The 25939-nt window shown below is 62.6% G+C and carries 25 protein-coding genes; 15 read left to right on the forward strand and 10 right to left on the reverse strand.

Annotated features, from left to right (window positions below; translation table 11 throughout):
* Positions 1 to 125 precede the first annotated feature (125 nt).
* The 3 genes from NKH90_RS25015 to NKH90_RS25025 are packed head-to-tail and all read right to left on the reverse strand — an operon-like array spanning position 126 to position 3174.
* On the reverse strand, positions 126 to 1157 hold the full coding sequence (locus NKH90_RS25015) for a sugar ABC transporter substrate-binding protein (RefSeq protein ID WP_352473034.1): 1032 nt from the start codon (positions 1155 to 1157) through the stop codon (positions 126 to 128).
* A 23-nt stretch (positions 1158 to 1180) separates the two neighbouring features.
* Positions 1181 to 2032, reverse strand: coding sequence for an IclR family transcriptional regulator (locus NKH90_RS25020; protein ID WP_352615125.1), 852 nt, complete (start codon positions 2030 to 2032; stop codon positions 1181 to 1183).
* Positions 2032 to 3174, reverse strand: coding sequence for an extracellular solute-binding protein (locus NKH90_RS25025; protein ID WP_352821591.1), 1143 nt, complete (start codon positions 3172 to 3174; stop codon positions 2032 to 2034). Before NKH90_RS25025 ends, NKH90_RS25020 begins: the two co-directional genes overlap by 1 nt.
* Before the next feature lie 610 nt (positions 3175 to 3784).
* On the opposite strand from NKH90_RS25025, the gene cyoA reads away from it, so the two are divergent.
* From cyoA to cyoD, 4 genes are read left to right on the forward strand one after another with little or no spacing between them, the layout of a single operon-like run.
* Positions 3785 to 4708 carry a ubiquinol oxidase subunit II gene (gene cyoA / locus NKH90_RS25030; RefSeq protein ID WP_352539884.1) on the forward strand — a complete coding sequence of 308 codons (924 nt, stop codon included), beginning with the start codon at positions 3785 to 3787 and terminating at the stop codon, positions 4706 to 4708.
* A 2-nt stretch (positions 4709 to 4710) separates the two neighbouring features.
* Entirely contained in the window at positions 4711 to 6717 is a 2007-nt protein-coding gene (gene cyoB, locus NKH90_RS25035) for a cytochrome o ubiquinol oxidase subunit I (protein WP_352814056.1), read from the forward strand.
* Complete coding sequence (gene cyoC, locus NKH90_RS25040; RefSeq protein WP_352615133.1) at positions 6714 to 7364, forward strand: cytochrome o ubiquinol oxidase subunit III; 651 nt, start codon at positions 6714 to 6716, stop codon at positions 7362 to 7364. The genes cyoB and cyoC overlap by 4 nt, the downstream gene beginning before the upstream one ends.
* Positions 7361 to 7789, forward strand: coding sequence for a cytochrome o ubiquinol oxidase subunit IV (gene cyoD / locus NKH90_RS25045; RefSeq protein ID WP_352769325.1), 429 nt, complete (start codon positions 7361 to 7363; stop codon positions 7787 to 7789). The genes cyoC and cyoD overlap by 4 nt, the downstream gene beginning before the upstream one ends.
* A gap of 78 nt (positions 7790 to 7867) precedes the next feature.
* Here cyoD and NKH90_RS25050 read toward each other — a convergent pair whose 3' ends face one another.
* Both NKH90_RS25050 and NKH90_RS25055 read right to left on the reverse strand, forming a co-directional pair.
* Positions 7868 to 8062 (reverse strand): hypothetical protein, encoded by a 195-nt coding sequence (locus tag NKH90_RS25050; RefSeq protein WP_352769322.1) that lies wholly within the window; start codon positions 8060 to 8062, stop codon positions 7868 to 7870.
* 49 nt (positions 8063 to 8111) lie between these two features.
* Positions 8112 to 8579 (reverse strand): YbhB/YbcL family Raf kinase inhibitor-like protein, encoded by a 468-nt coding sequence (locus NKH90_RS25055; RefSeq protein WP_352821595.1) that lies wholly within the window; start codon positions 8577 to 8579, stop codon positions 8112 to 8114.
* Between the two features lie 167 nt (positions 8580 to 8746).
* Here NKH90_RS25055 and NKH90_RS25060 point away from each other — a divergent pair, with 167 nt between their 5' ends.
* From NKH90_RS25060 to NKH90_RS25070, 3 genes are all read left to right on the forward strand, one after another.
* A complete protein-coding gene (locus NKH90_RS25060; RefSeq protein WP_352821597.1) occupies positions 8747 to 9940 on the forward strand; it encodes a DUF3182 family protein in 1194 nt (397 codons plus the stop codon).
* Positions 9941 to 10029: 89 nt separating this feature from the next.
* Positions 10030 to 10401 (forward strand): SpoIIAA family protein, encoded by a 372-nt coding sequence (locus NKH90_RS25065; protein ID WP_023677052.1) that lies wholly within the window; start codon positions 10030 to 10032, stop codon positions 10399 to 10401.
* Between the two features lie 17 nt (positions 10402 to 10418).
* Positions 10419 to 10634: a hypothetical protein gene (locus NKH90_RS25070; protein WP_352821600.1), complete on the forward strand. Its 216-nt coding sequence runs from the start codon at positions 10419 to 10421 to the stop codon at positions 10632 to 10634.
* A gap of 39 nt (positions 10635 to 10673) precedes the next feature.
* Here the strand turns inward: NKH90_RS25070 and NKH90_RS25075 are convergent, their stop codons facing one another.
* Together NKH90_RS25075 and NKH90_RS25080 are read right to left on the reverse strand one after the other, a co-directional pair.
* Positions 10674 to 10997, reverse strand: coding sequence for a hypothetical protein (locus tag NKH90_RS25075; protein WP_352539878.1), 324 nt, complete (start codon positions 10995 to 10997; stop codon positions 10674 to 10676).
* A 197-nt stretch (positions 10998 to 11194) separates the two neighbouring features.
* Positions 11195 to 11632, reverse strand: a complete 438-nt coding sequence (locus NKH90_RS25080; RefSeq protein WP_352449541.1) for an Lrp/AsnC family transcriptional regulator — start codon at positions 11630 to 11632, stop codon at positions 11195 to 11197.
* 130 nt (positions 11633 to 11762) lie between these two features.
* Here NKH90_RS25080 and rocF point away from each other — a divergent pair, with 130 nt between their 5' ends.
* Together rocF and ocd are read left to right on the forward strand one after the other, a co-directional pair.
* A complete protein-coding gene (gene rocF, locus NKH90_RS25085; RefSeq protein ID WP_352473047.1) occupies positions 11763 to 12683 on the forward strand; it encodes an arginase in 921 nt (306 codons plus the stop codon).
* A 3-nt stretch (positions 12684 to 12686) separates the two neighbouring features.
* Entirely contained in the window at positions 12687 to 13754 is a 1068-nt protein-coding gene (gene ocd / locus NKH90_RS25090) for an ornithine cyclodeaminase (protein WP_352614278.1), read from the forward strand.
* Positions 13755 to 13770: 16 nt separating this feature from the next.
* Here ocd and NKH90_RS25095 read toward each other — a convergent pair whose 3' ends face one another.
* Positions 13771 to 13932 carry a hypothetical protein gene (locus tag NKH90_RS25095; RefSeq protein ID WP_292655465.1) on the reverse strand — a complete coding sequence of 54 codons (162 nt, stop codon included), beginning with the start codon at positions 13930 to 13932 and terminating at the stop codon, positions 13771 to 13773.
* Between the two features lie 270 nt (positions 13933 to 14202).
* Here NKH90_RS25095 and NKH90_RS25100 point away from each other — a divergent pair, with 270 nt between their 5' ends.
* The 4 genes from NKH90_RS25100 (at position 14203) to NKH90_RS25115 (ending at position 19626) form a co-directional block, all read left to right on the forward strand.
* The gene (locus NKH90_RS25100; RefSeq protein ID WP_352449545.1) at positions 14203 to 16152 is read left to right on the forward strand and encodes a PrkA family serine protein kinase; all 1950 of its coding nucleotides are present in this window, start codon (positions 14203 to 14205) and stop codon (positions 16150 to 16152) included.
* A gap of 19 nt (positions 16153 to 16171) precedes the next feature.
* Positions 16172 to 17494, forward strand: a complete 1323-nt coding sequence (locus NKH90_RS25105; protein WP_352814062.1) for a YeaH/YhbH family protein — start codon at positions 16172 to 16174, stop codon at positions 17492 to 17494.
* Positions 17494 to 19032 carry a SpoVR family protein gene (locus NKH90_RS25110; RefSeq protein ID WP_352769301.1) on the forward strand — a complete coding sequence of 513 codons (1539 nt, stop codon included), beginning with the start codon at positions 17494 to 17496 and terminating at the stop codon, positions 19030 to 19032. Before NKH90_RS25105 ends, NKH90_RS25110 begins: the two co-directional genes overlap by 1 nt.
* 102 nt (positions 19033 to 19134) lie before the next feature.
* Entirely contained in the window at positions 19135 to 19626 is a 492-nt protein-coding gene (locus NKH90_RS25115; protein WP_352821603.1) for a DUF1772 domain-containing protein, read from the forward strand.
* 117 nt (positions 19627 to 19743) lie between these two features.
* Here NKH90_RS25115 and NKH90_RS25120 read toward each other — a convergent pair whose 3' ends face one another.
* On the reverse strand, positions 19744 to 19989 hold the full coding sequence (locus NKH90_RS25120) for a hypothetical protein (RefSeq protein WP_023720508.1): 246 nt from the start codon (positions 19987 to 19989) through the stop codon (positions 19744 to 19746).
* A gap of 48 nt (positions 19990 to 20037) precedes the next feature.
* Positions 20038 to 22038: a protein-L-isoaspartate(D-aspartate) O-methyltransferase gene (locus tag NKH90_RS25125; RefSeq protein WP_352821606.1), complete on the reverse strand. Its 2001-nt coding sequence runs from the start codon at positions 22036 to 22038 to the stop codon at positions 20038 to 20040.
* A gap of 301 nt (positions 22039 to 22339) precedes the next feature.
* Here NKH90_RS25125 and NKH90_RS25130 point away from each other — a divergent pair, with 301 nt between their 5' ends.
* Together NKH90_RS25130 and NKH90_RS25135 are read left to right on the forward strand one after the other, a co-directional pair.
* Positions 22340 to 24751, forward strand: a complete 2412-nt coding sequence (locus tag NKH90_RS25130; RefSeq protein WP_352821609.1) for a phosphoketolase family protein — start codon at positions 22340 to 22342, stop codon at positions 24749 to 24751.
* Positions 24751 to 25932 carry an acetate/propionate family kinase gene (locus NKH90_RS25135; RefSeq protein ID WP_352473054.1) on the forward strand — a complete coding sequence of 394 codons (1182 nt, stop codon included), beginning with the start codon at positions 24751 to 24753 and terminating at the stop codon, positions 25930 to 25932. The genes NKH90_RS25130 and NKH90_RS25135 overlap by 1 nt, the downstream gene beginning before the upstream one ends.
* Positions 25933 to 25939 lie beyond the last annotated feature (7 nt).

Raw genomic sequence — 25939 nt, forward strand, 5'->3', positions numbered from 1 at the left:
GGCCCGTATCGGTGCCGTCGCCATCTGGAAACTGCCGGCCAAAACAGGACGGTTGCCCTGTTTTGCCGTTCGGCATATCCGATCCGCCGCCCTTCCCGCCGTGCGGGAAGGGCTACCCGGAATCCTTACTTCTTCAGATCGGCGGAAGTTTTCATGCATTTTTCCGGTGGCTGAAGCGCATTGACGGCATCCCATTTGATTTTGCGTGTGGTGCCATCGTAGTCGTAGAACTTCTTCCAGTCGTCGCCGTTCATCGGCGCGGTCGGGCTGACGATGTGTTCCGGCACCTCTTCGCCATTGAAGAGCTTAACCGCTGCATCGATGGCGGTGTAGCCTTCCTTTTCCGGGAACATCGCGGCCTCGATGCGGTAGGACGGCTCGTTCTGCATCGCATTGATGAAGGCGAGGCCTTCGCCGCCGGTGCCGACAGTCAAGAGGCCGTCCTGCGACTTGCCGGCCGCTTTCCAGGCCTGAAGGCCGCCGAGCGAAGAGGAATCGTTGATGCCGTAGATGATGTTGATGTCGGCGTTCTTGGCAAGAGCCGCCGAAGAGACTTCGAGCGCGCGATCGGGATTGCCGCCGCCGTCGAGGTCGTGGACCATGACCGCGTCGGGGATGATGGTCTTGAGGCCATCCATGAAACCCTGCGACCGCAGCACGGTGGCGGACAGCAGCGGCAGGCCGACATTCATCACCTTGGCTTTGGCTTCGAGCTTTTCCTTGGCGTATTTGCCGGCTTCGACGCCGGCGGTGTAGCCGGTGTCGTAGTCGCAGATCGCGACCATTGTGGTCATGCCCTTGACCGGATTGCCTTCGAGCACGACCGGAACGTTGTTGGATTTCGCCTGGCGCAGCAGCGGCACGACGCCTTCCTCGTTGACGGGCGTGATGATCAGGACGTCGACGCCCTTGGCCATGAAATCTTCGGCGGCGGAGACCTCCTTGGCAACGTCCAGATTGGCGTCCTGCACCTCGAGCTCGATACCGAGTTCCTTGGCGCGGGACTGCATGCCCTTGATGACGTTCTGATACCACTCATGCGTGGCGTAGTTGGTGACGTAGCCGATGCGCTTCGGCATGTTTTCGGCGTGTGCCGCGGCGGCGCTCAGAGCAAGCACCGCCGCCGAGGCAAACAGCATCGATTTGGACCAGTTCATGTTTCTTCTCCCTGTATTTCTTGTCAGTTGCTGAACGGATAGTCCCGCCGTTCCGGGTCGGCACGTGAAGAGGCGGCAGCTTCGCCCGCGCCCAGCGCCGACGATATCGCCTCGGCCGCCGCCTTCGTCCGCTCGAACACGGTGCTGCGATCGAAGCGGGCGGCCTTTTGCGGCAGGAAGGGGACGGTGAGCGCGGCAATGACGGCGCCGGTATGGTCGCGCACCGGCATCGAAATGTTGGTGCAGCCCTCGACAGCCAGCGAGGCGCGCATTTCATAGCCGAGCCTTGCGACTTCGTTCAGCCGCGCTTCGATTTCCGCCCGGCTGCCTTGGCCTTCGCCTGCAGCGACGATCCGTTCGACGATGCGGTCGCGCTCGGCGCGGCTCGAATGCGCCAGCAGCACCGCGCCGGAGCTCGTTTCGAGGATCGGGAAATGCGAGCCAAGGGCAACCGAATAACGCATCGGCAAAGGCGAATCGATCTGCAGCACGACCAGTGCGCTCTCGCCTTCGCGCACGACCAGATGGCAGCTCTGGTCGGCATTGGCGGCGAGGCCGCGCATCACCGGCAGCGCGCATTCGACCAGGCGGTTCACCGGCGGATGCATATGCGCCAGTTCGAACAGCTTCAGCGACAGCCGGAAGCGGTCCGATTGCGTCCGGAAAATGTAGCCGCGCTTCTCCAGCAGCAGCAGGATGCGGTAGATCTCGTGAATGGAGCGCCCCATTCCGGTGGCGATCTCGGTCTGGGTCAGCGGCTCGCCGCTGGCAGCCATGAATTCCAGTATGTCGAGCGCCTTCTCCACCGCCGGCACCCGATAGCCGTTGCGGCCGCTTTCGCCTTCGTCGACGATCTGGGCAATATCGGCGGCCATTACGCGACGCTCCGTTGCGGCTGGCCATGCCTGGTCTCGCGATAGAGCCGGTTCAGCCGATCCGCGAGCTCGGCCGCCTGCAATTCGCCGGCGATCGCCGCCACGGCATGAGGGGCGCATTGGCGGAAGAAGCTGATGAAGCCCGGATGGGTCGGGCGCAGATAAGAGGCTTCGATCGTCGCCAGCGTCGAGGCGAAGAAGCCGCCCGAGAGCGCGTTGACCTCGGTATCCTGCCACGCCGCCAGCGACCCCGGCTGTCCGCCGGATTTCACATAGTCGCCGCGCTGATAGCCGGGCGAGCACAGAAATAGCGCGTAATCGATGGCTGCCTGCTTGTGTTTCGATTGGGCGCTGACGCCGATGCCGGCGCCGCCGAGCAAGGCGCCGGCGGATCGCGGCGTCGGCACGTCGGCGAAGCGCAGATACGGCCTGTCGGCCTTAGAGGCGTAGTTCATGTAGCCGAAGGCGAACGGCACGTAGACCACGTCGTCATGCGCGATCATGTGATCGTAGCAACGGATCGGGTTCCATTTCGGCGAGTTCGGATGCGACAGCGCCGCAAGCTGGCGCAATTGCCCGACGGCCCGCTCGATTTTTTCCCCGGCGATGAACTCGTCGCCGTCTTCCCGGGGCTCACCCAGCGTCAAAAGCAGGCACATGGCGTCAGTCGGCACCAACGGCAGCCCAAGCCATTTGCCGTCCTTCAAGGCGCGCCGGCCGAGCTCCAGCACCTCGTCATGGCTGCGCGGCAGCGGTCCGTAGCGCTCCAGGAGATCGGGGCGATACGAGGCAACCTGACAGGCAGCATCGATCGGCAACGCCCATTGAAGCCCGTCCCTTGCGTAGGATTGCCAGGATGCGCCGACCGAATCCCGTTCGAAGCCGTGGCGCTGCTCGGCCGACAAATCGAACGGCACCATCAGCCCGCCTTCGGCAATATCGCCGATGAACGGATGGTCGAACACGACAAGATCATAGGCGCCGAGCACCGGACCAAGCGCGCCCTCGCCGAATTCGTAGAGGCTGCGGCGGTCCCATTCGATCTCAAGACCGGGATTGGCGGCACAATACGGCCCGATGCTGGCGTCGAGCGGACCCCAGCAGCGTCGGTGATCCCACGCGAGGCCGCGCAGCCTTGTCATGCCGAAATTCCTCCCAGAGGCGGCCGTGCGCCCGCCCAGCCGATTAGTAGCAACTATTTTTACCTAGACAAGTAGTTTTTACATACGCAAAGGCAGTCCTCGCTTCCGTTTGGCGAGAAAGCCGCCCAACCATCCTTGGTGCGCATCGCGTTGCCGCCGGCCTGCAACCAAAGGCTGCGATGGATCTGGCTTTTTGGGAACTTTCGCGACGAACATTCGTTCGGTTGGCGCAGCCATCTGGAGCAGCAGCACTGGAATCAGCAGCCACGTCGCAGGGAGCGGACTAAATGGACCAACCTTGGGCGGGGCCATGAACCGGTTTACCGCCTTGGCATTCGCCACGTTTCTGGCGATAACTTCGATCTGGGCACTGTTTCTGATTTCTTAGGATTTGGCTCTGGTTGCTTGGGATTTGCCGCTGGTTTTTAGGATTTGGAGGGTTCTCGACAGGTTGACCGCTTAACGATGACGTCCGCCGCGTGTGGTTCTGCCAGCCGGAGCCCCGTGCGTGAAGAAACTGTCGCCAGGAGCACACCGGCGCGAACATTCGGGGGTTGGCAGCCACGCTGCCTGCAACGTTCCATCGGTTTTCAGGAAACGGCGAGATGTCATGTTGCTGAGGGCGATCGTTCGAAATTGTGCCGCCATCCGTGTTGGCCGCGTCGGCGCGACGATGCTTGTTGCCGCGCTGCTTGCCGGCTGCCAGGGCGGCGTGCTCGATCCGCAAGGGCCGGTGGGGGCGGCGCAGCGGACGATCCTGCTCAATTCGGTCGCTATCATGCTGGCCATCGTCATCCCGACGATCGTGGCGACGCTCGGCTTTGCCTGGTGGTTCCGGGAAACCAACACAAGAGCGCGGTACCTGCCGGAATGGGCCTATTCCGGACGCATCGAACTGGTAGTCTGGTCGATCCCCATCCTCGTCATCCTGTTTCTGAGCGGCATCATCTGGATCGGGTCGCATGACCTCGACCCAATGAAGCCGTTGGATTCCCAGCAAAGGCCGTTCGAGGTGCAGGTCGTCTCGCTCGACTGGAAATGGCTGTTCATCTACCCCGAGCAGAATGTCGCGAGCATCAACCAGCTCGTGGTGCCGGCGGGCAGGCCGGTGCATTTCTCGCTCACCTCGGCAAGCGTCATGAATGCGTTCTTCGTGCCTCAGCTCGGCGGCATGATCTACACGATGAACGGCATGACGACGCAGCTTCACCTGCAGGCGGATCAGCCGGGCGAATTCTATGGGCGGTCGGCCCATTTCAGCGGTGACGGTTTTCCAGGCATGCAATTCGTGCTGCATGCCGTCGCGGCCGATGCCTTCGAGGCGTTCGTCAATTCGGCGCGAAGCCAGGGACAGGCACTCGACAAGGCCAGCTACCAGGAACTGGCCAGACAGAGCATCGACGTGCCGCCTTCGACCTATCGCTCGGTCGAGCCGGACCTTTTCCACGAAATCGCGACGCAGGGCGTTCCACCCGCGCCCGGCCCCCAGGCCGGTCGCCCCGGGCCGAGCGTATCGCCCAAGGCAGGAGGCTGACAATGCTCGGAAAATTGAGCTGGGACGTCATTCCGTTCGATCAGCCTCTGCCGATGATCGCCTCGGCGGTCGTCGCCCTGGCAATCCTCGGCGTGCTGGCCTGGGTCTTCCTGGCCGGCCATTTCCCCTATCTCTGGCGCGAATGGATCACCAGCGTCGATCACAAGCGGATTGGCGTCATGTACACGCTGCTGGCGCTGCTGATGCTGCTGCGCGGCTTCAGCGACGCCGTCATGATGCGGTCGCAGCAGGCCCTCGCCTTCCAGGCGCCCGGCTATCTGCCGCCCGACCACTTCAACCAGGTCTTTTCCGCCCACGGCACCATCATGATCTTTTTCGGGGCGATGCCGTTCGTCATCGGCCTGATGAACCTGGTCGTGCCGCTGCAGCTCGGCGTCCGAGACGTTGCCTTTCCGACGCTCAACTCGGTGAGTTTCTGGCTCACCGCCACCGGTGCGCTGCTGGTCAACATCTCGCTGGTGATCGGTGAATTCGCGCGTACCGGATGGCTGCCCTATCCGCCGCTCAGCGAGACCGCCTATTCGCCGGGCGTCGGCGTCGACTATTATCTGTGGGCCGTGCAGATAGCGGGCGTCGGAACGCTGCTCACCGGGATCAATTTCGTCACCACGATCCTGAAGATGCGGTCGCCCGGCATGAGTTACCTCAGGATGTCGATGTTCTGCTGGACCTCACTTGCCGCCAGCCTGCTCATCGTCGCCGCCTTCCCGATCCTCACCGCCACGCTCGCGATGCTGACGCTCGACCGCTATTTCGGCTTTCATTTCTTCACCAATGAAGCTGGCGGCAACATGCTGATGTTCGTGAACCTGATCTGGGCCTGGGGCCATCCCGAGGTCTACATCCTCGTCCTGCCGGCGTTCGGCATCTTCTCGGAGGTCATCTCCACCTTCTCCAGCAAGCCGCTGTTCGGCTACCGCTCGATGGTGGCCGCGACGCTCTTCATCTGCATCGTCTCCTTCATGGTGTGGCTGCACCACTTCTTCACGATGGGCGCCGGCGCCGACGTCAACGCCGCGTTCGGCGTCGCCACCAGCATCATCGCTGTCGGTACCGGCGTGAAGATCTATAACTGGATGTTCACCATGTATGGCGGCCGCATCCGCTTCGCGACGCCAATGCTGTGGTCGCTGGGCTTTATGGTGACATTCGTCATCGGCGGCATGACGGGTGTGTTGCTGGCGGTGCCACCGGCCGATTTCCTGCTCCACAACAGCCTGTTCCTGGTGGCGCATTTCCACAACGTCATCATCGGCGGCGTGCTGTTCGGCGCCTTCGCGGGATATACCTACTGGTTTCCCAAGGCATTCGGCTTCCGGCTGCACGAGGGCTGGGGCAAGCTGGCCTTCTGGCTGACGCTGATCGGGTTCTACGCCACCTTCGTACCGCTCTACGCTGTCGGCCTGCTCGGCATGACCCGCCGCATGCAGCATTTCGACGTGCCGGCATGGCATCCGTGGGTGCTGGTTGCCGGCGTCGGCATGTTGATCACCACCGCCGGCGTGGTCGCGCAGATCGTACAGCTCGTCGTCAGCATCCGGCAGCGCGCGGCGCTTCGCGACGCCACCGGAGATCCCTGGGACGGCCGCTCGCTGGAATGGGCCACGCCCTCGCCGCCGCCGGTCTTCAACTTCGCCGCGCTTCCGCATGTCGAGGGCGAAGAGCCCTACTGGAGCATCAAGCAGCGGGCACGCGAGCAAAACCGGCTGCGCGACGAACCTGACTACGAGCCGATCGAGATGCCCCGCAACAGTCCCACCGGGTTCATCTGCGCCTTCTTTGCGACCGTGATGGGCTTTGCTCTCATCTGGCACATCTGGTGGATGGTGGCGCTCGGCGCGCTCGGTGCTTTGGCCACCTTCGTCGTATTCGCGTGGCGCGACATCCCCGAATACGTCATTCCTGCCGCCGAAGTCGCCCGGATCGACCGCGCCAACCGAAGTGCGCGCCGCGAGGCGCTGGCCACTTACACGGGGCCAAGGCCATGACCGCGATCGACGTTCGAGAGCGTGACCCCTACCGCCTCCATGGCGGGCACGGCCATGCACCCGGCCACGGCGACGGCGGCCCGGCTCCGATCCGGATCGTCGTGGGCTACGGCTTCTGGATCTTCCTTCTGAGCGACATCGTGATGTTCTCGGCCTTCTTCGCGGCCTATGCCGTGCTGGCGGGCAAGACGGCGGGCGGGCCGAGCGGGGCCGAGCTGTTCGACCTGCGCAACGTCGCGATCGAGACGGCCGCTTTGCTGTTGTCGAGCTTTACCTGCGGTCTCGCCAGCCTTGCCGTGACAGCGCGGCGAAGCTCCTGGTTCTATGTCGCGATGACTGTCACCTTCGTGCTCGGCGCCAGCTTCATCCTGCTCGAGTTGCGCGAGTTCGCGCATATGGTTGCCAGCGGTGCCGGACCGACGCGCAGCGCTTTCCTGTCGGCGTTCTTCACGCTGGTTGGATGCCATGGCCTTCACGTCACGGCGGGGCTGCTGTGGCTGCTCACGATGATGGCGCAGATCTTCGCCAAGGGATTCCGCGACGATATTCTTCGGCGTTTCATGTGCTTCAGCCTGTTCTGGCACGCCCTCGACATCATCTGGGTCGCCCTGTTCACGGTGGTCTATCTCCTGGGAGCAAGTCGATGAGCAATGCGGACGATCGCCACGCGCAACGGCGCGACACCGATGGGCTGGAGCGCTACGACATCGATACGGCGCCGGGTGACGAATACCTCGGCGACACCGAGGTCGGATCCGGGCTACGCGGCTATGTGATCGGCCTCGGGCTGGCAACGCTGCTGACCATCGCCTCGTTCTGGTTGCCCGGAACCAACCTGATATGGGCACCCGGCATTCCGGTGGCGCTGGTCGTGCTGGCGATCGCCCAGATGGGCGTCCATCTCGTCTTCTTCCTGCACATCACGACGGGACCGGACAACACCAACAACGCCCTGGCGCTTGCCTTCGGCGTGCTGATCGTAGTTCTGGTGATCGGCGGCTCGATCTGGATCATGGCCAATCTCGACCACAATTTGATGCCGATGAATGCGACCATGAACATGAACCGCTAGCGATGTGAGGCGCAGCGCAGTGCCTCCAGCCCGGCCTTGCCCGCCGCTTCAGACGCATTGCCGGATGACGGACCGGTATCAGCTGCGCTGGCTGGAGTTTTGATTTTTGCGATCCTTCGGCGATATCGCGCCTTTCGAGGCCTTTGAGCCGCCGCCCCACTCCTGGGCTTTCCGTGCCTGATCGCCTGCTTCCTTCGGTGCCTCGGCCTTGTCGCTGCCGCTGGCTTTCTTGCCGGATATGGGTTGGTCGACAGGGTTTGATTTGTTGTCCATCATGCTTCTCCGTTTGTGCCGAACCAGGCGACGGGGTGGCGTGGCGTCCTCAAGCCCGTTCGAACGTGCCGACGAGCTCGGCCTCTCCCACGACGTGCGGCTCGGCCTGTTTCAGCACGTCTTCGACGGCAGCCTTCTCGCCGAGATGAAGCGTCTCGGCGTCGAGTGCAAGAAGCCGGAAATGGTAATGGTGGAGCCCATGCCCAGGCGGCGGCTGGGGGCCGTCATAATGAGGATTGCCGAAATCGTTGACGCCGTGTCCGAGGCTCTCGGTCTTGGCGCCGGCGATCGTGCCTTCGGGAAGAAAGTTGCGCTGTGCGTCGATGTTGTAGACCGCCCAATGACGGAACGTGCCTGAAGGGGCGTCGGGGTCCTCGACGGCCAGGACGAAGCTTTTGGTTCCTTGCGGGGCGTCCGTCCACTCCAATGGTGGCGAGACGTTGCCGCCGTCGCGGGAATAGCGCGGCGGTATTTTGTCGCCATCGGCAAAGGCAGAGCTTTTGAGAGTGAAAGCCATGGTCTCCATCTCCCTGTCTGAGATTCCCTCATAAACAGCTACGAGCCGCCGATGTTCCGGTCGCCGCCCCGGTCAAACCTCGGTCAAACCGGATTGCCGGCCGTTGGCCGGAACATTCGCCGAGGAAGCGGGTTTTTCGGTTCGGACGCATCGCCGCGGAAACGGCAATGGGCTCGGCAATGGACGAAGGGCGCGACATGACCGGGCTAAGCGGTAAGCAACCAAGCGGGGCGAAAGGTGTTGTGGTCGCATTCTCCGTGCCGGGCGGCGAGACGATCTATACCCACGAGCGGGAAACCGTCGCTGCCGTTGCGCGCACGATTGCGGCGTTGAAGGGCTTTGCCTTCCGCGAGGGCCTGCGTGACGGCGGCGGTGACGGTCGCCGACTGTATTTCGTGCCGGACGACAGCCTGCTTGCCGTCGATGCGCTCCAACTGGGCATAAACGGGCCGGAGGACCTCTTCGGCGGTGTGGTGCCCTGGCGCCTCGCAACCACCAAGGCCATAACCCACGAGCTGGTGGACGGGTCGGCGGCACGGCCAAAAGAATGGCCAGCCGGCTTCGGCAGAGCCGTCGGCGCTGCCGTACTGCCCGGCTATACCGCATTTTCACGCGATGACGCGCTGCGCGCAGCGGAACGTCTGCTGCAGGTGGGGCTGGTCCGGTTCAAGCCACCGCGCGCATCGCGGGGCCGCGACCAGCACACCGCCGCGACCGTTGCCGACATCGAAAGGCTGCTGGAACGATATCCATCCTCCGACCTGAGGGAATACGGCCTTGTTCTCGAAACGGAGCTTCGCGACATCGTCACGCTGAGCATTGGCAGAACGGCGATCGACGGAACATCGGTCGCCTATTACGGCGTGCAGCGAATGACGGCCGACAATGCCGGACAGCCCGTTTACGGCGGATCCGATCTGGTCGTCGTGCGCGGCGGATGGGAGGCGCTGGACGGGCTGCGGCTTTCTCCGGCGCTAAGTTTGGCTGTGGCGCAGGCGAGGATCTACGACGCCGCGATGGATGGCTATCCCGGATTCTTTGCCTCACGGCGCAACTACGACATCGGCCAAGGTGTCGATTCCTCGGGCATCTGGCGATCGGGAGTGCTGGAAGCCAGCTGGCGGATCGGCGGCAGCAGCAGCGCCGAACTTGCGGCGATGGACGCCATGAAGCGCGACCCCGACGTGCAGATCGTGCATGTCTCCGCCGTCAAGCAGTTTGGCAGCACTGCCCACCTGCCGCTGAACGCAGCGATCCATTTCCACGGGGAGGACCCCGAGGAGGGTCAAATCACGCGTTATACCGTCGTCACCCAGGCGATCCGAGGGCCGGTCGGGGAGGCCGGCCGATTGTCATTTTAGGTCGAAGTGAAACACGCCTTGGCAGGGAACATCCACGAATGGCCCGAGTTTGTTTCAGGCAGCCAGCCAGTCAGAAACCGGAGGAAAAAATGATCGAGATGATTTCCGCTCCCCAGAACGTCGCCGCCTTTCGTGTCACCGGCACTGTGACGGCGGACGACTACGACAGAGTCATCCCGGCAATCGAAGCGAAACTGAGCGACCATAAGGACATCGGCGTCCTGACCGATCTTACTGATTTCGAGGACATGACGGCTGGCGCCTTGCGGCGCGACCTGCAGTATGGGCTGAGCAAACTTGGCGAGCTCCACCGCTTCAAACGTGCCGCCGTGATTTCCGACAAGCAATGGATCAAGGCAGCTACGGAAATGACGGACGCGCTGTTTCCGCAAATCGAGGCGCGGGTGTTCCCGGAGGACGAAAAAGCCCAGGCCCTGAAATGGGTGGCAGGCGTACAATAGCGGTGTTGGGGAGTGCCATGCCGTTCGACAAACGACTGGATTCAGAAGGCCTCTGGGAGGTCTATGACAGCGAGAGCGACGAAGCCGTCGTGGTCGGCGGGTTGCCGCTTTCCGGTCTCGACGAAAGCGAAGCCGATGAAGCGATTGAAAAGCTCAATCGGGGCGATCTGACGTCGGACAACATCCCCGAGACGGTTCGGTCAGGGTGGCCTCCGACCAAGGACGGTTTGTGATGACAGCCTGACGGACGTCACCGAGGACCGGTCGCGGATCTACGACGAGGCCTTGACCCCAAGCTTGCGGGCTTTGTCCTCAAATTCGTCGCGAATATCCTCGATCGTCGGCAGATGCAGGCGCCGCAGCTGGGCGTGCAACTTTTTGGCGGCATCTGAGCTCAGGTCGCGCTTGAAATTGGTCGCGACCTCCTCGGCCGAGCCGTAATGGCGATAGCGCTCGATCTCGGTCTTCGTGGCTTGCTGGACGTGCTCGAGCGTCTTGCGTTCGGCATCGGATTTTCCGTCTGGTTTGGCCCGCATGACCGGATTGAACGCTTTGCTGATAACGAATTCGACCAGTTCCTGCTGGGCGTGAGCCATGATTGTTCTCCCTCGAAGAAGGGCTGTCCGAGCCTAGAACGGTTCATCGGGGGAAACGCTGAACCGATCACTCTTGTTTTGACGCAATTCCGAACGGAAAACCGTTTCACACTTTTCCTGGAATTGCTCTAACCGCGGCGGCAATTGAAGGTTCCCTGGCTTGGGATTTCATTGCCGCTGGAGGTCAAGGGCGAAGATCACAGCCGCGCCTTGGTGGTGCGCGGCGTTGCCAGGAGCAGGCTTGTTTCGCTGCCGGTAATTCCGGGAATCAGCCGGATACGTCTCAGCACCGCATCGAACTCGCTCAGCGTCTGGGTTCCGAGTTCTATCACCAGGTCCCACCGGCCATTGGTGGTGTGGATGGTCGAGACCTCGGAGAAGCCGCCCAGCGCCCGGATGACGCGATCGGCGGCATGGCCCTCGATCTCGATCATCATGATGCCACGCACCCGCTGATCGACCGCGTCGGCGCGTAGAATGACGGTGTAGCCGACGATGACGCCGTCTCTTTCAAGTCGCTCGATCCGGGACCTTACCGTTGCCCGGGAGACACCCAGGCTAACGGCAAGGTCGGAAATGCTGCGCCGGGCGTCGTGCCGCAAAGAGGTGATGATCTGCTCATCGAGACGGTCCATGTTTGCTCACAACGGAAGTAGATGCTGCCGCTATGGTAAGGCACTTCGACAAATTTGCCAATTTGACATGTTCATTCTGCCAGCGATGCGGGCTTCACTAAAGGGCATCGTAATTTGGTGGGTTATGAGAATGCATTGCACGATCGTTGGGGCGCCGATCCAGGCCGGCTCCGGCCGCATGGGCTGCGAGATGGGGCCGAGCGCGCTTCGCACGGCCGGTCTGGCCGGCGCGCTGACCGAGCTTGGCCATACGCTGACCGACCTCGGAACGATTGTCCCTGCCGATATGCGCCCTGTCGTACACGGCAACGCGGCGGTGAAGGCGCTGCCGGAAATCGCCGCCTGGACGGCAGCGATCAGCGAAACTGCCTATGCCGCAAGCGCCGATGCGATGCCGATCTTTCTCGGCGGCGACCACAGCATTTCGGCCGGCACGCTCGCCGGCATAGCCCGCCGCGCGGCGAATGCCGGTCGGCCGCTCTTCGTGCTGTGGCTCGACGCCCACCCCGATTTTCATACGCTCGACACGACGACCAGCGGCAATCTGCATGGCGTGCCGCTGGCCTATGCCAGCGGGCAGCCCGGCTTCGAGGGCTATTTCCCCCGCCTTGCAGCACAGGTGGAGCCGGCTTGCATATGCGCGCTGGGGATCCGCAGCGTGGACCTGGCGGAACGGGATGCATTGCGCAGAGCCGGCGTGACGGTCCACGACATGCGTTCGATCGACGAGCACGGCATAGCGCAACTGCTTCGCGCCTTTCTCGAACGGGTGAGCGCCGCCAATGGCATGCTCCATGTCAGCCTCGACGTCGATTTTCTCGACCCGTCGATCGCCCCGGCGGTGGGCACCACCGTTCCCGGCGGCGCCACCTTCCGCGAGGCGCATCTGGCGATGGAAATGCTGCATGACAGCGGCCTCGTCACCAGTCTCGACCTGGTCGAGCTCAACCCATTTCTTGACGAGCGCGGCCGCACCGCCACGCTTTTGGTTGACCTGACCGCAAGCCTGATGGGCCGGCGGATCATGGACCGCCCGACGAGGGGGTTCTGAGCCATGACCGCCAATTTGAACATCGTCCCGTTCGTCAGCGTCGACCGCATGATGAAGCTGGTGCTTGCCATCGGCATCGAGCGCTTTCTGGTCGAGCTTGCCGCCTATATCGAAGAGGATTTCAGGCGCTGGGAGCTGTTCGACAAGACGCCGCGCGTCGCCTCGCACAGCATTGACGGCGTCATCGAGCTGATGCCGACCAGCGACGGGCAGCTTTACGGCTTCAAATACGTCAACGGGCATCCGAAGAACACGCGTGACGGCCGCCAGACCGTGACCGCTTTCGGCGTGCTTGCCGATGTCGGCAACGGCTATCCGATGCTGCTTTCGGAAATGACCATCCTGACGGCGCTCAGAACCGCCGCAAGCTCGGCCGTCGCGGCGAAATACCTCGCTCCAGAGGCCGCCAGGTGCATGGCGATCATCGGCAATGGCGCGCAATCGGAATTTCAGGCGATCGCCTTCAAGGCGCTGCTTGGCGTCGACAGGCTGCGCCTCTACGATATCGACCCGGCGGCCTCGACCAAATGCATGAAGAACCTTGCCGGCCTGGGCTTCGACATCAAGCTCTGCGCGTCGGCGCAGGAGGCCGTTGAGGGTGCAGAGATCATCACCACGGTTACCGCCGACAAGCGGTCGGCAACAATCCTGACCGACAACATGGTGGGATCCGGCGTGCACATCAATGCGGTAGGCGGCGATTGCCCGGGCAAGACCGAGCTGCATCGCGACATTCTGCTGCGCTCGGATATTTTCGTCGAATATCCGCCGCAGACGCGCATCGAAGGCGAGAGCCAGCAGCTCGATGCGGATCATCCGGTCACCGAATTGTGGCAGGTGATGACAGGAAAGGCAGCAGGCCGGACGGACGCCCGACAGATCACATTGTTTGATTCCGTCGGCTTTGCGATCGAGGATTTTTCCGCGTTGCGTTACGTTCGCGATCAGCTTCAGCGGACCGGCCTTTACGAGGAACTAGACCTTCTGGCCGATCCCGATGAGCCGCGTGACCTGTTTGGCATGCTGCTGCGCGCCGAAAAAGCGACCGGGCTGGCGGCCGCCGGCAGCTGAGCTGCGATCCTGTCGGTCAGTCCTTCTTTTCCTGATACAGGCGCTCGGTGGCGCGCTCGCTTTCCCTGCGCTCCGCCGGGCCGCGACGGCGCTGCGTGAGCAGGGCGTAGGCGATCAGGATTGCCAGCAGCAGTGGACCGCCTGCAACAACGAGCAACCACAAACTATTCCCAGACATCGACCGTCTCCTTTCCTTCACAACCGGGAAGGACCCGAACCGTTCCTCCGTCTTGTTGGGAGTCGTCAGCGGGGCGCGGTGCAATTCAGGATTTTATGCCTCGGTCAGGACGTTGCACGCCTTGTCTGCACTCAGGATGTCCTTATCTAGACTCTTATCCTTCGATCACATGCACTCTCTGCGAAGTGAAGGGAACCACAAGGGCTTTCTGACATTTGGTTGTTCAAGAGACAAACGTGCAGCCACACCGGCTCCGGGGCTAGGAATACCATGCGTGAGAATCAATCCGACGTCTTCGATCTGTTTTCCGAGGTTTACAAGAATGCGGCTCAGGAGGAGATAAGCCTCCAGCAATATCTGCTTGCCTGCCGCGAGGACAAGTCGATGTACGCCTCGGCACCCGAACGGATGGTCGAGGCGATCGGCGAGCCGACCTTTGTCGATACCAGCAAGGACGAGCGGCTCGGCCGTATTTTTTCGAACCGGACGATCAAGATCTATCCAACCTTCGCCGACTTTTACGGCATGGAGGATACGATCGAGCGTATCGCCGGTTATTTCCGCTATGCCTCGCAAGGGCTCGAGGAACGCAAGCAGATCCTCTATCTGCTTGGCCCGGTCGGCGGGGGCAAGTCCTCGCTTGCGGAGCAGCTGAAAAGGCTGATGGAGCAGCGTCCGATCTATACGCTGAAGGTCGGCGGCCAGGTCAGCCCGGTCTTCGAATCGCCGCTCGGGCTGTTCGACCCCGACCGCATGGGCGACCTTTTGGAGGACAAATACGGCATCGCCCGACGGCGGCTGAACGGCCTGATCTCGCCCTGGGCGGCCAAGCGCCTCGACGAATTGTCCGGCGACATCTCCAAATTCAGCGTCGTCAAGCTGATGCCGTCCAGGCTGCGCCAGATCGGCATTGCCAAGACCGAGCCGGGCGACGAGAACAACCAGGACGTTTCGGCCCTGGTCGGCAAGGTCGACATCAGGCAGCTGGAAAACTTCAGCCAGTCCGATCCGGACGCCTACTCCTATAGCGGCGGGCTGAACCGGACGACGCAAGGGCTGCTCGAATTCGTCGAGATGTTCAAGGCGCCAATCAAGGTGCTGCATCCGCTGCTGACCGCCACCCAGGAAGGCAGCTACAACGGCACCGAGAATTTCGGCGCTTTCCCCTATCAGGGCATCATCGTTGCCCATTCCAACGAATCGGAATGGCTGCAGTTCAAGAACAACAAGAACAACGAGGCGTTCCTCGACCGCATCCTGGTGGTCAAGGTGCCGTATTGCCTGCGCGTCACCGAAGAGCGGCAGATCTATGAGAAGCTGTTGCGCGAAAGCGAATTGGCTAACAGCCCCTGCGCTCCGGAAGTGCTCGATATCCTCAGCCGGTTCACCGTCTCGACCCGCCTGGCCGAACACGACAATTCGCCGCTCTACACCAAGATGCGCGTCTATGACGGCGAGAACCTCAAAGAAACCGATCCCAAGGCGAAGTCGGTCCAGGAATACCGAAACGCCGCCGGCGTCGACGAAGGCATGACCGGCGTCAGCACCCGCTTCGCCTTCAAGATCCTGTCGCAGACCTTCAATTACGACACCGAAGAGGTGGCGGCCGATCCGGTGCATCTGATGTACATCCTTGAAGAGGCGATCAAGCGCGAGCAGTTCCCGAAGGAGACCGAGGCGGACTATCTCGATTTCATAAAGTCGGAGCTGGCCACCCGTTATGCCGAGTTCATCGGCCACGAGATCCAGAAGGCCTATCTGGAATCCTACAGCGAATACGGCCAGAACCTGTTCGACCGCTATATCGCCTACGCCGATGCCTGGATCGAGGATCAGGACTACAAGGATACCGATACCGGCCAGATCCTCAATCGCGAGGTCTTGGACAACGAATTGTCGCAGGTCGAAAAGCCGGCCGGAATCGCCAATCCCAAGGACTTCCGCAACGAAGTGGTGAAGTTCACGCTGCGCGCGCGGGCCAGAAACCATGGCCGCAACCCGTCATGGACAAGCTATGAGAAGCTGCGCGAAGTCATCGAGAAGCGGATGTTCGGGCAGGTCGAGGACCTGCTGCCAGTGATCAGCTTCGGCTCCAAGCAGGACAGCGTGACGGAGAAGCGGCATACCGAATTCGTGCAGCGGATGATCCAGCGCGGCTACACCGAGCGCCAGGTCCGCCGGCTGGTGGACTGGTACATGCGGGTGAACAAGGCGGGTTGAAGCCAGCCCGGGGTAACATATGCCGATCTTCATTGATCGCCGACTGAACCCGAAGGACAAAAGCCTCGGCAATCGGCAGCGTTTCCTGCGGCGGGCGCGCGAAGAGTTGAAGCGCACCATCCGCGATCAGATCCGCGCCGGCAAGATCGCCGACGTGGACGCCGAGCATGCCGTTTCGATGCCGGTGCGGGGTACCGGCGAGCCGAGCTTCAACGATGCCAGGAACAGCGGCAGCCGCCAGCACGTCCTGCCCGGCAACAAGCATTTCACCCCAGGCGACCGGCTGCCCAAGCCCGGCCAGGGCGGCGGCATGGGATCAGCCCCGGGAAGAACCGAATCGGAGGACGATTTCCGTTTCGTGCTGTCGCGCGAAGAGGTTCTCGACCTCTTTTTCGAAGACCTCGAACTGCCGGACATGGTCAAGCTCAACCTCAAGGAGATCCTCGCTTTCAAGCCGCGCCGGGCCGGCTTCGCCGCGACCGGCTCGCCGACCAACATCAATGTCGGGCGCACGATGCGCAACAGCCATGGCCGCCGTATAGCACTCCGGCGCCCCAAGCAGGAGGAACTCGACGCAATCGCGCAGGAGATCACGTCGCTGGAGGCGAAGCCGCAGAACGCCGAGATGCGCCAGCGCATCGTGGCGCTGCAGGAAGAGCTTGAGCGACTGGAGCGCCGCCGCAAGCGAATCGCCTATGTCGACCCGGTCGACATCCGCTTCAACCGCTTCGACGCCCAGCCGGTGCCGAATGCCAATGCGGTGATGTTCTGCCTGATGGACGTGTCCGGCTCGATGGGCGAACGCGAGAAGGATCTGGCCAAGCGCTTCTTCGTGCTGCTGCACCTGTTCCTGAAACGGCGCTACGACCGGACCGAGGTGGTCTTCATCCGCCACACGCACGAGGCGCAGGAGGTGGACGAGGAGACCTTTTTCTACAACACCCAGAGCGGCGGCACGGTGGTTTCCACGGCGCTCGAGGAGATGCACCGCATCGTCGAGCAGCGCTATCCCAGCCGCGAATGGAACATCTATGTCGCCCAGGCCTCGGACGGCGACAATTTCGTCACCGATTCGGAGCGCTGCATCACCCTGCTCGACGAACAGATCATGCGGCTTTGCCAGTATTTTGCCTACGTCGAGATCCTCGACGAGCGCGAGAGCCACATCTTCGGCGCCACCGACAACGGCACGTCGCTGTGGCGTGCCTACAGTGCGGTCAAGCTGAGGTGGTCGAACTTCCAGATGAGCCGCATCGCCACGGCGGCCGACATCTACCCGGTTTTCCGCCAGCTCTTCGCCAGACAGCCGGGTTATCAAAAGAGCGGTGAAAGAGGGGGCTGATGGCGAGCAGATCCGGGTTGTTGTTTTCCGGTTCCGACTGGGATTTCAGGACGCTGTCGCGCGCCTACGAGACCATCGAGGCGATCGCCACCGAAGAGCTCCACCTCGATGTCTATCCGGTACAGATGGAGATAATCTCGTCCGAACAGATGCTCGACGCCTATTCCTCGGTCGGCATGCCGCTGATGTACCGGCACTGGTCGTTCGGCAAGCACTACCTCTACCAGGAATTGCTCTATCGCAAAGGCGGACGGGGGCTCGCCTATGAACTCGTCATCAATTCCAATCCCTGCATCGTCTATCTGATGGAAGAAAACACCATGGCCTTGCAGGCCCTGGTGACGGCGCACGCGGCACTCGGCCATAACCATTTCTTCAAGAACAATTATCTGTTCCAGCAGTGGACGGACGCCAGCGCCATCCTCAGCTATCTCGACTTTGCCAAGGGTTACATTGCCCGCTGTGAGGAGCGGCATGGCGTCGATGCGGTGGAAGAGATCCTCGATGCCGCACATGCGCTGATGGAGCAGGGCGTGTTCAGATATCACCGGCCGCCGAAGCTGTCGTCGGAAAAGCAGCGCGAGGGCGTTCGCGAGCGCCTGGAATACGAGGAGCGTTCCTACAATGACCTATGGCGCACGCTGCCGCCTTCGAAGGACGGCGCCAAGCCCCGCGAGACGGACATCATGGCGGAACGCAAGAAATCGCTCAAGCTGCCCGAGGAAAACCTGCTTTATTTCCTGGAGAAGAACAGCCTGATCCTGGAACCCTGGCAGCGTGAGGTCATCCGGATTGTCCGCGTCATCGCGCAGTATTTCTATCCGCAGCGCCAAACGCAGGTGATGAACGAGGGCTGCGCCACCTTCGTGCATTACACGCTGATGAACCTTTTGTTCGACCGCGGCCTGATCGGCGAAGGTGCCATGCTGGAGATCCTGCGCAACCATTCGAACGTGATCTTCCAGCCGGGCTTCGACGATCCGCGCTTTTCCGGTATCAACCCTTACGCGCTGGGCCTCGACATGATGCAGGACATCCAGCGCATCTCGACCGCGCCGACCGCCGAGGACCGCGACTGGTTTCCCGATATCGCCGGCAATGGCGACTGGCGCCAGACCCTGCTGGACGCCTGGGCCAACCATCGCGACGAGTCCTTCATCCGCCAGTATCTGAGCCCTACCCTGATCCGGAAATGGCGGTTCTTTGTGCTTGCCGATGCGGCCAACGATCCGCACTACGAAGTCACCTCGATACACAATGAGCGCGGCTACGAGAGCATCCGCGCCGCACTCGCCCACAGCTACGATATCGGCGCCAGCCGGCCGGACATCCAGGTGGTGGACGTGGACCTGCTCGGCGACCGGCATCTGCGCCTGCAGCATAAGGTCAAGGACGGCATAGTGCTGGAAGGCGGCAGCCGCGACGCCACACTGCGGCATATCCGCAAGCTCTGGGGCTACGAGGTCAGCATGGTCGCGGTCGACGCGCAGACCGGCGCCACAGTCCACGAACGGTCGACCAGCCAGATCGGGGAATGACCGAACCGGACTTGCCGGCGAAGTCGGGTGTCGTTGCCTTTACCGGATCACCAACCACCCTATCTACGCGCGCACCACGAGGGCATGGTCGGGAGCAGGAACATGCGCGCATTGACGATCGCCACGCTTCTGTTGGTCGCCGTCTCGATGGCGCTCTCGCTCGCGCACGCTCTGGAATTGCCCGGCAAGTTGCGCCTCAAGGAGGCCACCTACAGATCAGTGCAGGCGATCTACTATCCCGGCTTCACGATCGGCGGGTTCGCCGAGATCGGCGGCATCATTGCACTCGCCGTCCTGCTTTACCTGACGCCCTATCCAAGCGCCCGATTCTGGTGGACCTTGGCGGCGTTTGTCTCGTTGCTGGCGGAGCACGCGACCTATTGGTTGGTCACGCACCCCGTCAATAATTTCTGGGTGCAAGACACTGCCCTGCCGAAATCCGCCGCGACGTTCTTTTCAATGTTCTCTCGAAAGCAGACCGGCGACTGGAGAGATTTGCGCAACGTCTGGGCGGCTTCGCATGTCGCCAGGGCAGGCCTGGCGATACTGAGCCTCGTCTCAATTGCTGTCGCCGCGACATTTTTTGCCGAATAGCCCCAGGGATCAAGACGGCGCCCTCGTCCGCCAATTTTGCGGCCACGAACGCTGCATCCGTCAGATCAGGGAACGGAGCCGGAGCCGTATTGTCTTAACGTCAAGCGATCCGGCCGTTCAGCGGTCGGCGCGATGCTTGTTGTGGGCGCTTTCCTGGTGCTCGCCGCGGATGATGTTGCGATCGTCGGGATCGGCAATATCCTTCGGGTCCGATCTGAGCTCGGCACCGCGCCGGAACGCCTCGCGCTCTTGCCTGGTCTTTTTCAAATCCGCTTCCGCGTCGAAATCCTTGCCGGCGTTTTTCGTGTTCTCGCGCTCTTCGATGATGCGCAATTGCTGCTCATGAGTCTTTTTTCCGGCCATCGGTGACCTCCTTCTTTTGATTTTCCGCTTTCCCAGGGTCCAAATTCGCTACAGCCCGAAAGGATAGGTCTCGGGAAGGCCTGTCCCCGCATGTTCCGGCCCAAGCGGCGTCACGGCACTGGTGTCATCGAACCAGACGAAAGCATCGAACTGGCGGGCGAGCGAGGCGTCCGCATAATGGCTGTGGAGCTCGGTTTCGGGCCGGTAGATGACGCCGATAAAGCGTTCCAGCCGGCGCTCCAGAAGCCGTTCGCGCAGCGTGTCGTCGCGCTCGAAATCGAGCAGGAAAGGCGAGACGCCGCTGTCGTGGCAAAGCCGCTCATAGCTGTCGTTGTGGGAAGGCCGAACCGGTTTCACTTCCATGTCGCCGTCCCAGTCGGTGGCGGCGGCCACCGTCCCGGAATGCGTACTGAGCCCGATCAAGGCAACCTCGTCGCCAAAACGCTGGCGGCAGAGCTGGCCGATATTCAGTTCGTCCCTGACGATCCCCATTTCGGTATAGCGGGCATCGCCGATATGGGAATTATGTGCCCACACCACCGCCTTGGCATTCGGGCCGCGGGCCTGCAGCAGGTGCTCCAGCGTTTCGAACATGTGGGTGTCGCGCAGGTTCCAGGACTGCGCGCCGCCATAATACATGGTGCGGTAATAACGCTCGGCGGAGGCGACCAGGCGGGCGTTCTGGGTGGCGTCGAGGAAATCGATACCGTCCTGCTGCGCATAGTCGAGCTCTCTGGAAAGCAGTTCCCGGCATTGCTCGAGCACGGCCTTCTCGCATTTCTGGTAACCGGAAGTGAGTGCGACACGGCCATAGGTGGCCGGGTCGTTCTGCCACGGCGTCAGGCAGCCATAGCGTTCGCGCGCGATCCTCGCCGCCTGCGGATCGACCCGGTCGAGATATTGCAGGACCGCCGCAATCGATCCGCCCATATTGTAGATGTCCAGGCCATAGAATCCGGCCCGCCGGGAGGATTTGCTGATCCGCTCATTACGCACTCGCATCCAGTCGACGAACGCCGCGACGTCGGTGTTGCGCCACATCCAGGTGGGAAAGCGCTGGAACGGCGGCGCGGCGCCCGGCCGCGGCGGCCGATGGCGGACGTAACGGTCGATCGCCGCGGCATCGGGCCAGTCGGCCTCGACCGCGACGATGGTGAAGCCATGCTTCCCGATCAGCCTGCGAGTGATCGCGGCGCGCGCACGGTAGAACTCCGACGTGCCGTGGCTGGCTTCGCCGAGCAAGACGACGCGGCGGTCGGCAAACCGGTCGAACAGCGCACCGAAGGCCGGATCGTCGAAATCCGGAAGCGGCTCGGCGGCGGCCGCGATCATCTGCGGCAGGCTGCTCCTGCTCTGATGCCGGTGCGGAAGCTCGGCCGCTATCTGGCTGTCGCTGCCTGGCTCGCCCCAGCCTTGCTCGCCGATCAGCGGAACAAACCGCACGCCGCCGAAATCCTCCTCGGTGTAGGTTGCGGCGCCGGTACGGGTGACCTTGAGCAGGCGCTGCGAGTCGAATTCATCGCCGACCGGGATGACAAGCCGGCCGGCGACGTCGAGCTGTTCCTGCAGAGCGAGAGGTGCGCCGGGTCCGGCGGCCGCAACCAGGATCGCATCGAAGGGTGCCGCCTCGGGCCAGCCCTTGGTGCCGTCGCCGGTGCGGACTTCGATATTGTCGTAGCCAAGCTTCTTGAACCGCTGCCTTGCCGTTTCAGCCAACACGGCGTGGCGCTCGATCGTGTAGACGCGTTCGACGATCCGGCTAATCACGGCAGCCGCATAGCCTGATCCGGTGCCGACCTCGAGGACGTGGTCACCGGCTCCGATCTCCGCCATTTCGATCATGAATGCAACGATATAGGGCTGCGATATCGTCTGACCTTCGGCGATCGGCAGCGGCCCGTCCTCATAGGCGAATTCTTCGAAACCAGGCTCGACGAAAGCCTCGCGCGGGACCTCGCGCATCGCCTGAAGGACATTGCGGTCGCGAATGCCACGGCGGCTCAGGTGGATATCGACCATTTGGTTGCGGGCATGGGAGAGATCGAGCATCTTTCTGCTCCTCCTAGGGCTTCCGCTGCAATCGCCCAAGCTGCTCAACGGCACTTCGGCCGGCTCATATCTCAGGGCCTCGGCGGTCCCCTTGGATTCAAGCAATGCGGTGCATCTTCCTAACCGTTGGCAAGCCCCGAGGTTCCCCAAAAGACCGACCCGCTTTTGTCTGGCGAGGCGCGTTGCAGGATCGACAAGCGGGCGCCGGCCGCGCCGCCCAAACTTATTTCGAGGCAAATCCTTTCTCCGACGCGACGCCACTCCAGATAACGACGGACGAGGGTATTCCGGAGGCATTTCCATGAACGACGAGGCCCGCACCGCTGCGCATACGACCGGCCTTGACCAGATCGATCTGATGGACCGCTACTGGCGCGCCGCGAACTACATCTCGGTTGGCCAGATCTATCTGCTCGACAATCCGCTCTTGCGCGAGCCCTTGCGGCCCGAGCACATCAAGCCGCGGCTGCTCGGTCATTGGGGCACGACGCCCGGCCTCAATTTCATCTATGTGCATCTGAACCGGATCATCCGTGAACGTGGTCTCGATGTCCTGTTCATCTGCGGTCCGGGTCACGGCGGCCCGGCAATGGTCGCGAACACCTGGCTCGAGGGCACCTACAGCGAAATCTATCCCGAGGTCGGCGGGGACGAAGACGGCCTGCGAAAGCTGTTCCGGCAGTTCTCGTTTCCCGGCGGAGTGCCGAGCCACGCCGCTCCGGAGACGCCCGGCTCGATCCACGAAGGCGGAGAACTCGGCTATGCGCTGGTCCATGCCTTCGGCGCCGCCTTCGACAATCCGAACCTTGTCGTTGCCTGCGTCGTCGGCGACGGCGAAGCCGAGACCGGCCCGCTCGCCGCGGCCTGGCATTCCAACAAGTTCCTGAACCCGGCATCCGATGGTGCCGTCCTGCCGATCCTGCATCTCAACGGCTACAAGATCGCCAACCCGACGATCCTCGGCCGCATGGAAGACGAGGCGTTGCGCAGCCTGTTCCTCGGCTATGGCTACGAAACCTTTTTTGTCGAAGGTCATGAACCTGCCGCGATGCATCGCGAGATGGCCCGCACGCTCGATACGGTGCTCGACCGGGTCCACTCCATCCAGGAGCCGGCACGAGCCGCGGGCTGGAAGGGAGACCGGCCGCTGTGGCCGATGATCGTGCTGCGCAGCCCAAAGGGCTGGACCGGGCCGAAAGAGGTCGACGGCAGACGAGTCGAGGATTTCTGGCGTTCGCACCAAGTGCCGGTGTCGAATGCACGCGGCGATGCGGCGCACCGCCAGATCCTGGAAGACTGGATGCGCAGTTACGAGCCGGAAAAACTGTTCGACAAAGGCGGCCATCTCCTGGCGGAGCTCGCGGCGCTGGCGCCCACAGGGTCAAGACGCATGGGCGCAATCCCCTACGCCAATGGCGGCCTGCTGAAACAGGACCTGGTGCTGCCCGAGTGGAGAGGCCTGGCGCTCGACGTACAGCGTCCCGGCGGCGCTGTCGGAGAGGCGACGCGGACCGTGGGAAGCTATCTTCGCGACGTGATCCGCTTGAACGCCGATGCCAGGAATTTCCGGCTGATGGGACCGGACGAGACGTCCTCCAACCGCCTCGACGACGTGTTCGAGGTTACGGACCGGGTCTGGATGGAGCGGATCGAGCCCTACGACGTCCATCTTTCCCGTGACGGTCGCGTCATGGAAGTGCTCAGCGAGCATCTTTGCCAAGGCTGGCTGGAGGGCTATCTGCTGACCGGCCGCCATGGCCTGTTCTCGTGCTATGAGGCGTTCGTCCACATCGTCGATTCCATGGTCAACCAACATGCCAAATGGCTGAAGACCTCCGGCGAGCTTGCCTGGCGCAAGCCGATCGCCTCACTCAACTACCTGCTGACCTCGCATGTCTGGCGGCAGGATCATAACGGCTTCAGCCATCAGGACCCGGGCTTTGCCGATTTCGTCGCCAACAAGAAGGCCGACACGGTCAGGCTCTATTTCCCGCCCGACGCCAACACGCTGCTGTGGATCACCGACCATTGCCTGAAAACTTACAACCGCATCAACGTCATCGTCGCCGGCAAGCAGCCGGCGCCGCAATGGCTGTCGGCCGAGGACGCGGAAGTGCACTGCCAGGCCGGTGCCGGCATCTGGGAATGGGCCGGGACGGTTGCCAAGGGCGAAGAACCGGATGTGGTCCTGGCTTGCGCCGGCGACGTGCCGACACTGGAGACGCTTGCCGCAGCCGACATCCTGCGCTCGGGCATTCCAGACCTGAAGATCCGCGTCGTCAATGTCGTCGACCTGATGATCTTGCAGTCGAATTCCGAGCATCCGCATGGCTTTGCCGACGACAGATTCGACGCACTGTTCACCAGGGCCAAGCCGGTCATCTTCGCCTATCACGGCTACCCCTATCTCATTCACCGTCTGACCTACCGGCGCGCCAATCACGACAACATGCATGTGCACGGCTTTCGCGAGGAAGGCACGACGACGACGCCGTTCGATATGGTGGTGCTCAACCAGCTCGACCGCTATCATCTGGCACTCGCCGCGATCGCGCGCGTGCCGGGGCTGGCCGAGCGGGCGAAGGATCTTGCCGCGGCGTTGCACGGGAAATTGGCTGAGCACACGACCTATGTCCGCGAACATGGCGAGGACATGCCCGAGATCCAGAAATGGTCCTGGCCGCAGGACGGCGCGACGAGGGCCGGCGATTGATGCGACGATCGATCCTTGCGTTGAATGCCGGCTCGTCCAGCATCAAGTTCGGACTTTACGACCTTGCAGCGTCCGCCGAGCCGGATCTTGCCTCGCGCGGTTCGCTGGATCTGGGCGATGCGCCAAGACTGACCGCGAAAGCCGCCGATGGGGAGCTGCAGTGCGATCGGCCACTTGCCGCGGACGCATCAGGCGACATGGGCATCGGCCAGATGCTGCAGTGGATCGAGAACGAACTTGGCGGAAGGAAACTGATCGCCGCCGGCCACCGCATCGTCCATGGCGGACGCGTGTTCGTCGAACCTGTCCGCCTGACGCCGACAATTATCGAGGCTCTCGACAGGCTGACCCCGCTTGCGCCATTGCACCAGCCACGCAGCCTCGCACCAATCCGGGCGCTTGCCGCGCTGCGGCCCGACCTGCCGCAGGTCGGATGCTTCGACACGGCCTTCCATCGGACCATCGAGCCTCTGGTCAGCCGTTTTGCGCTGCCGCGCCGCTATGAGGCGGACGGCATCCACCGCTACGGCTTTCACGGGCTTTCCTACGAATATGTTGCCGGCCGGCTCAAGCAGATATCGCCCGATCTGGCGGCGAAAAGAACCATCGTCGCCCATCTCGGCAACGGGGCGAGCCTGTGCGCCATGCGCGACGGGCGAAGCGTCGATACGACGATGGGCTTTTCGGCGCTTGACGGCCTGGTCATGGGCACACGCTGCGGCGCCATCGACCCCGGCGTGCTTTTGTACCTGCTGCTGGAACGAGGTGTTTCGGGAGAGGCGCTGCAAGACATGCTCTATGAGGAATCCGGCCTGCTCGGCGTGTCCGGCATTTCCGGCGACATGCGCACGCTGGAGGCCAGCGACGACCGCCGGGCGCGCGAAGCGGTGGAGCTTTTCGCCTTCCGCGCCGGCAGGGAAGTTGCCGCCCTCGCCAACACGCTGGGTGGGCTGGAATGCCTGGTGTTCACCGGCGGCATCGGCGAGCACTCGGCCCCGGCCCGCAAAGCGATTTGCGGCAGGCTTGGCTGGCTCGGCGTGGCGATCGACGAGGCCGCCAACAAATCCCATGAAGCGCTCATGAACCAGACGGACAGCAAGGTCGAAGTCCGCGTCGTCGCAACCGACGAAGAAGGTGTCATCGCCCGCCACACGCGCAAGGTGATGGAGGGGCCCGGCTGAGGCGGAT

This window comes from Mesorhizobium sp. M0898 (assembly GCF_040319695.1).
Lineage (GTDB): Bacteria > Pseudomonadota > Alphaproteobacteria > Rhizobiales > Rhizobiaceae > Mesorhizobium.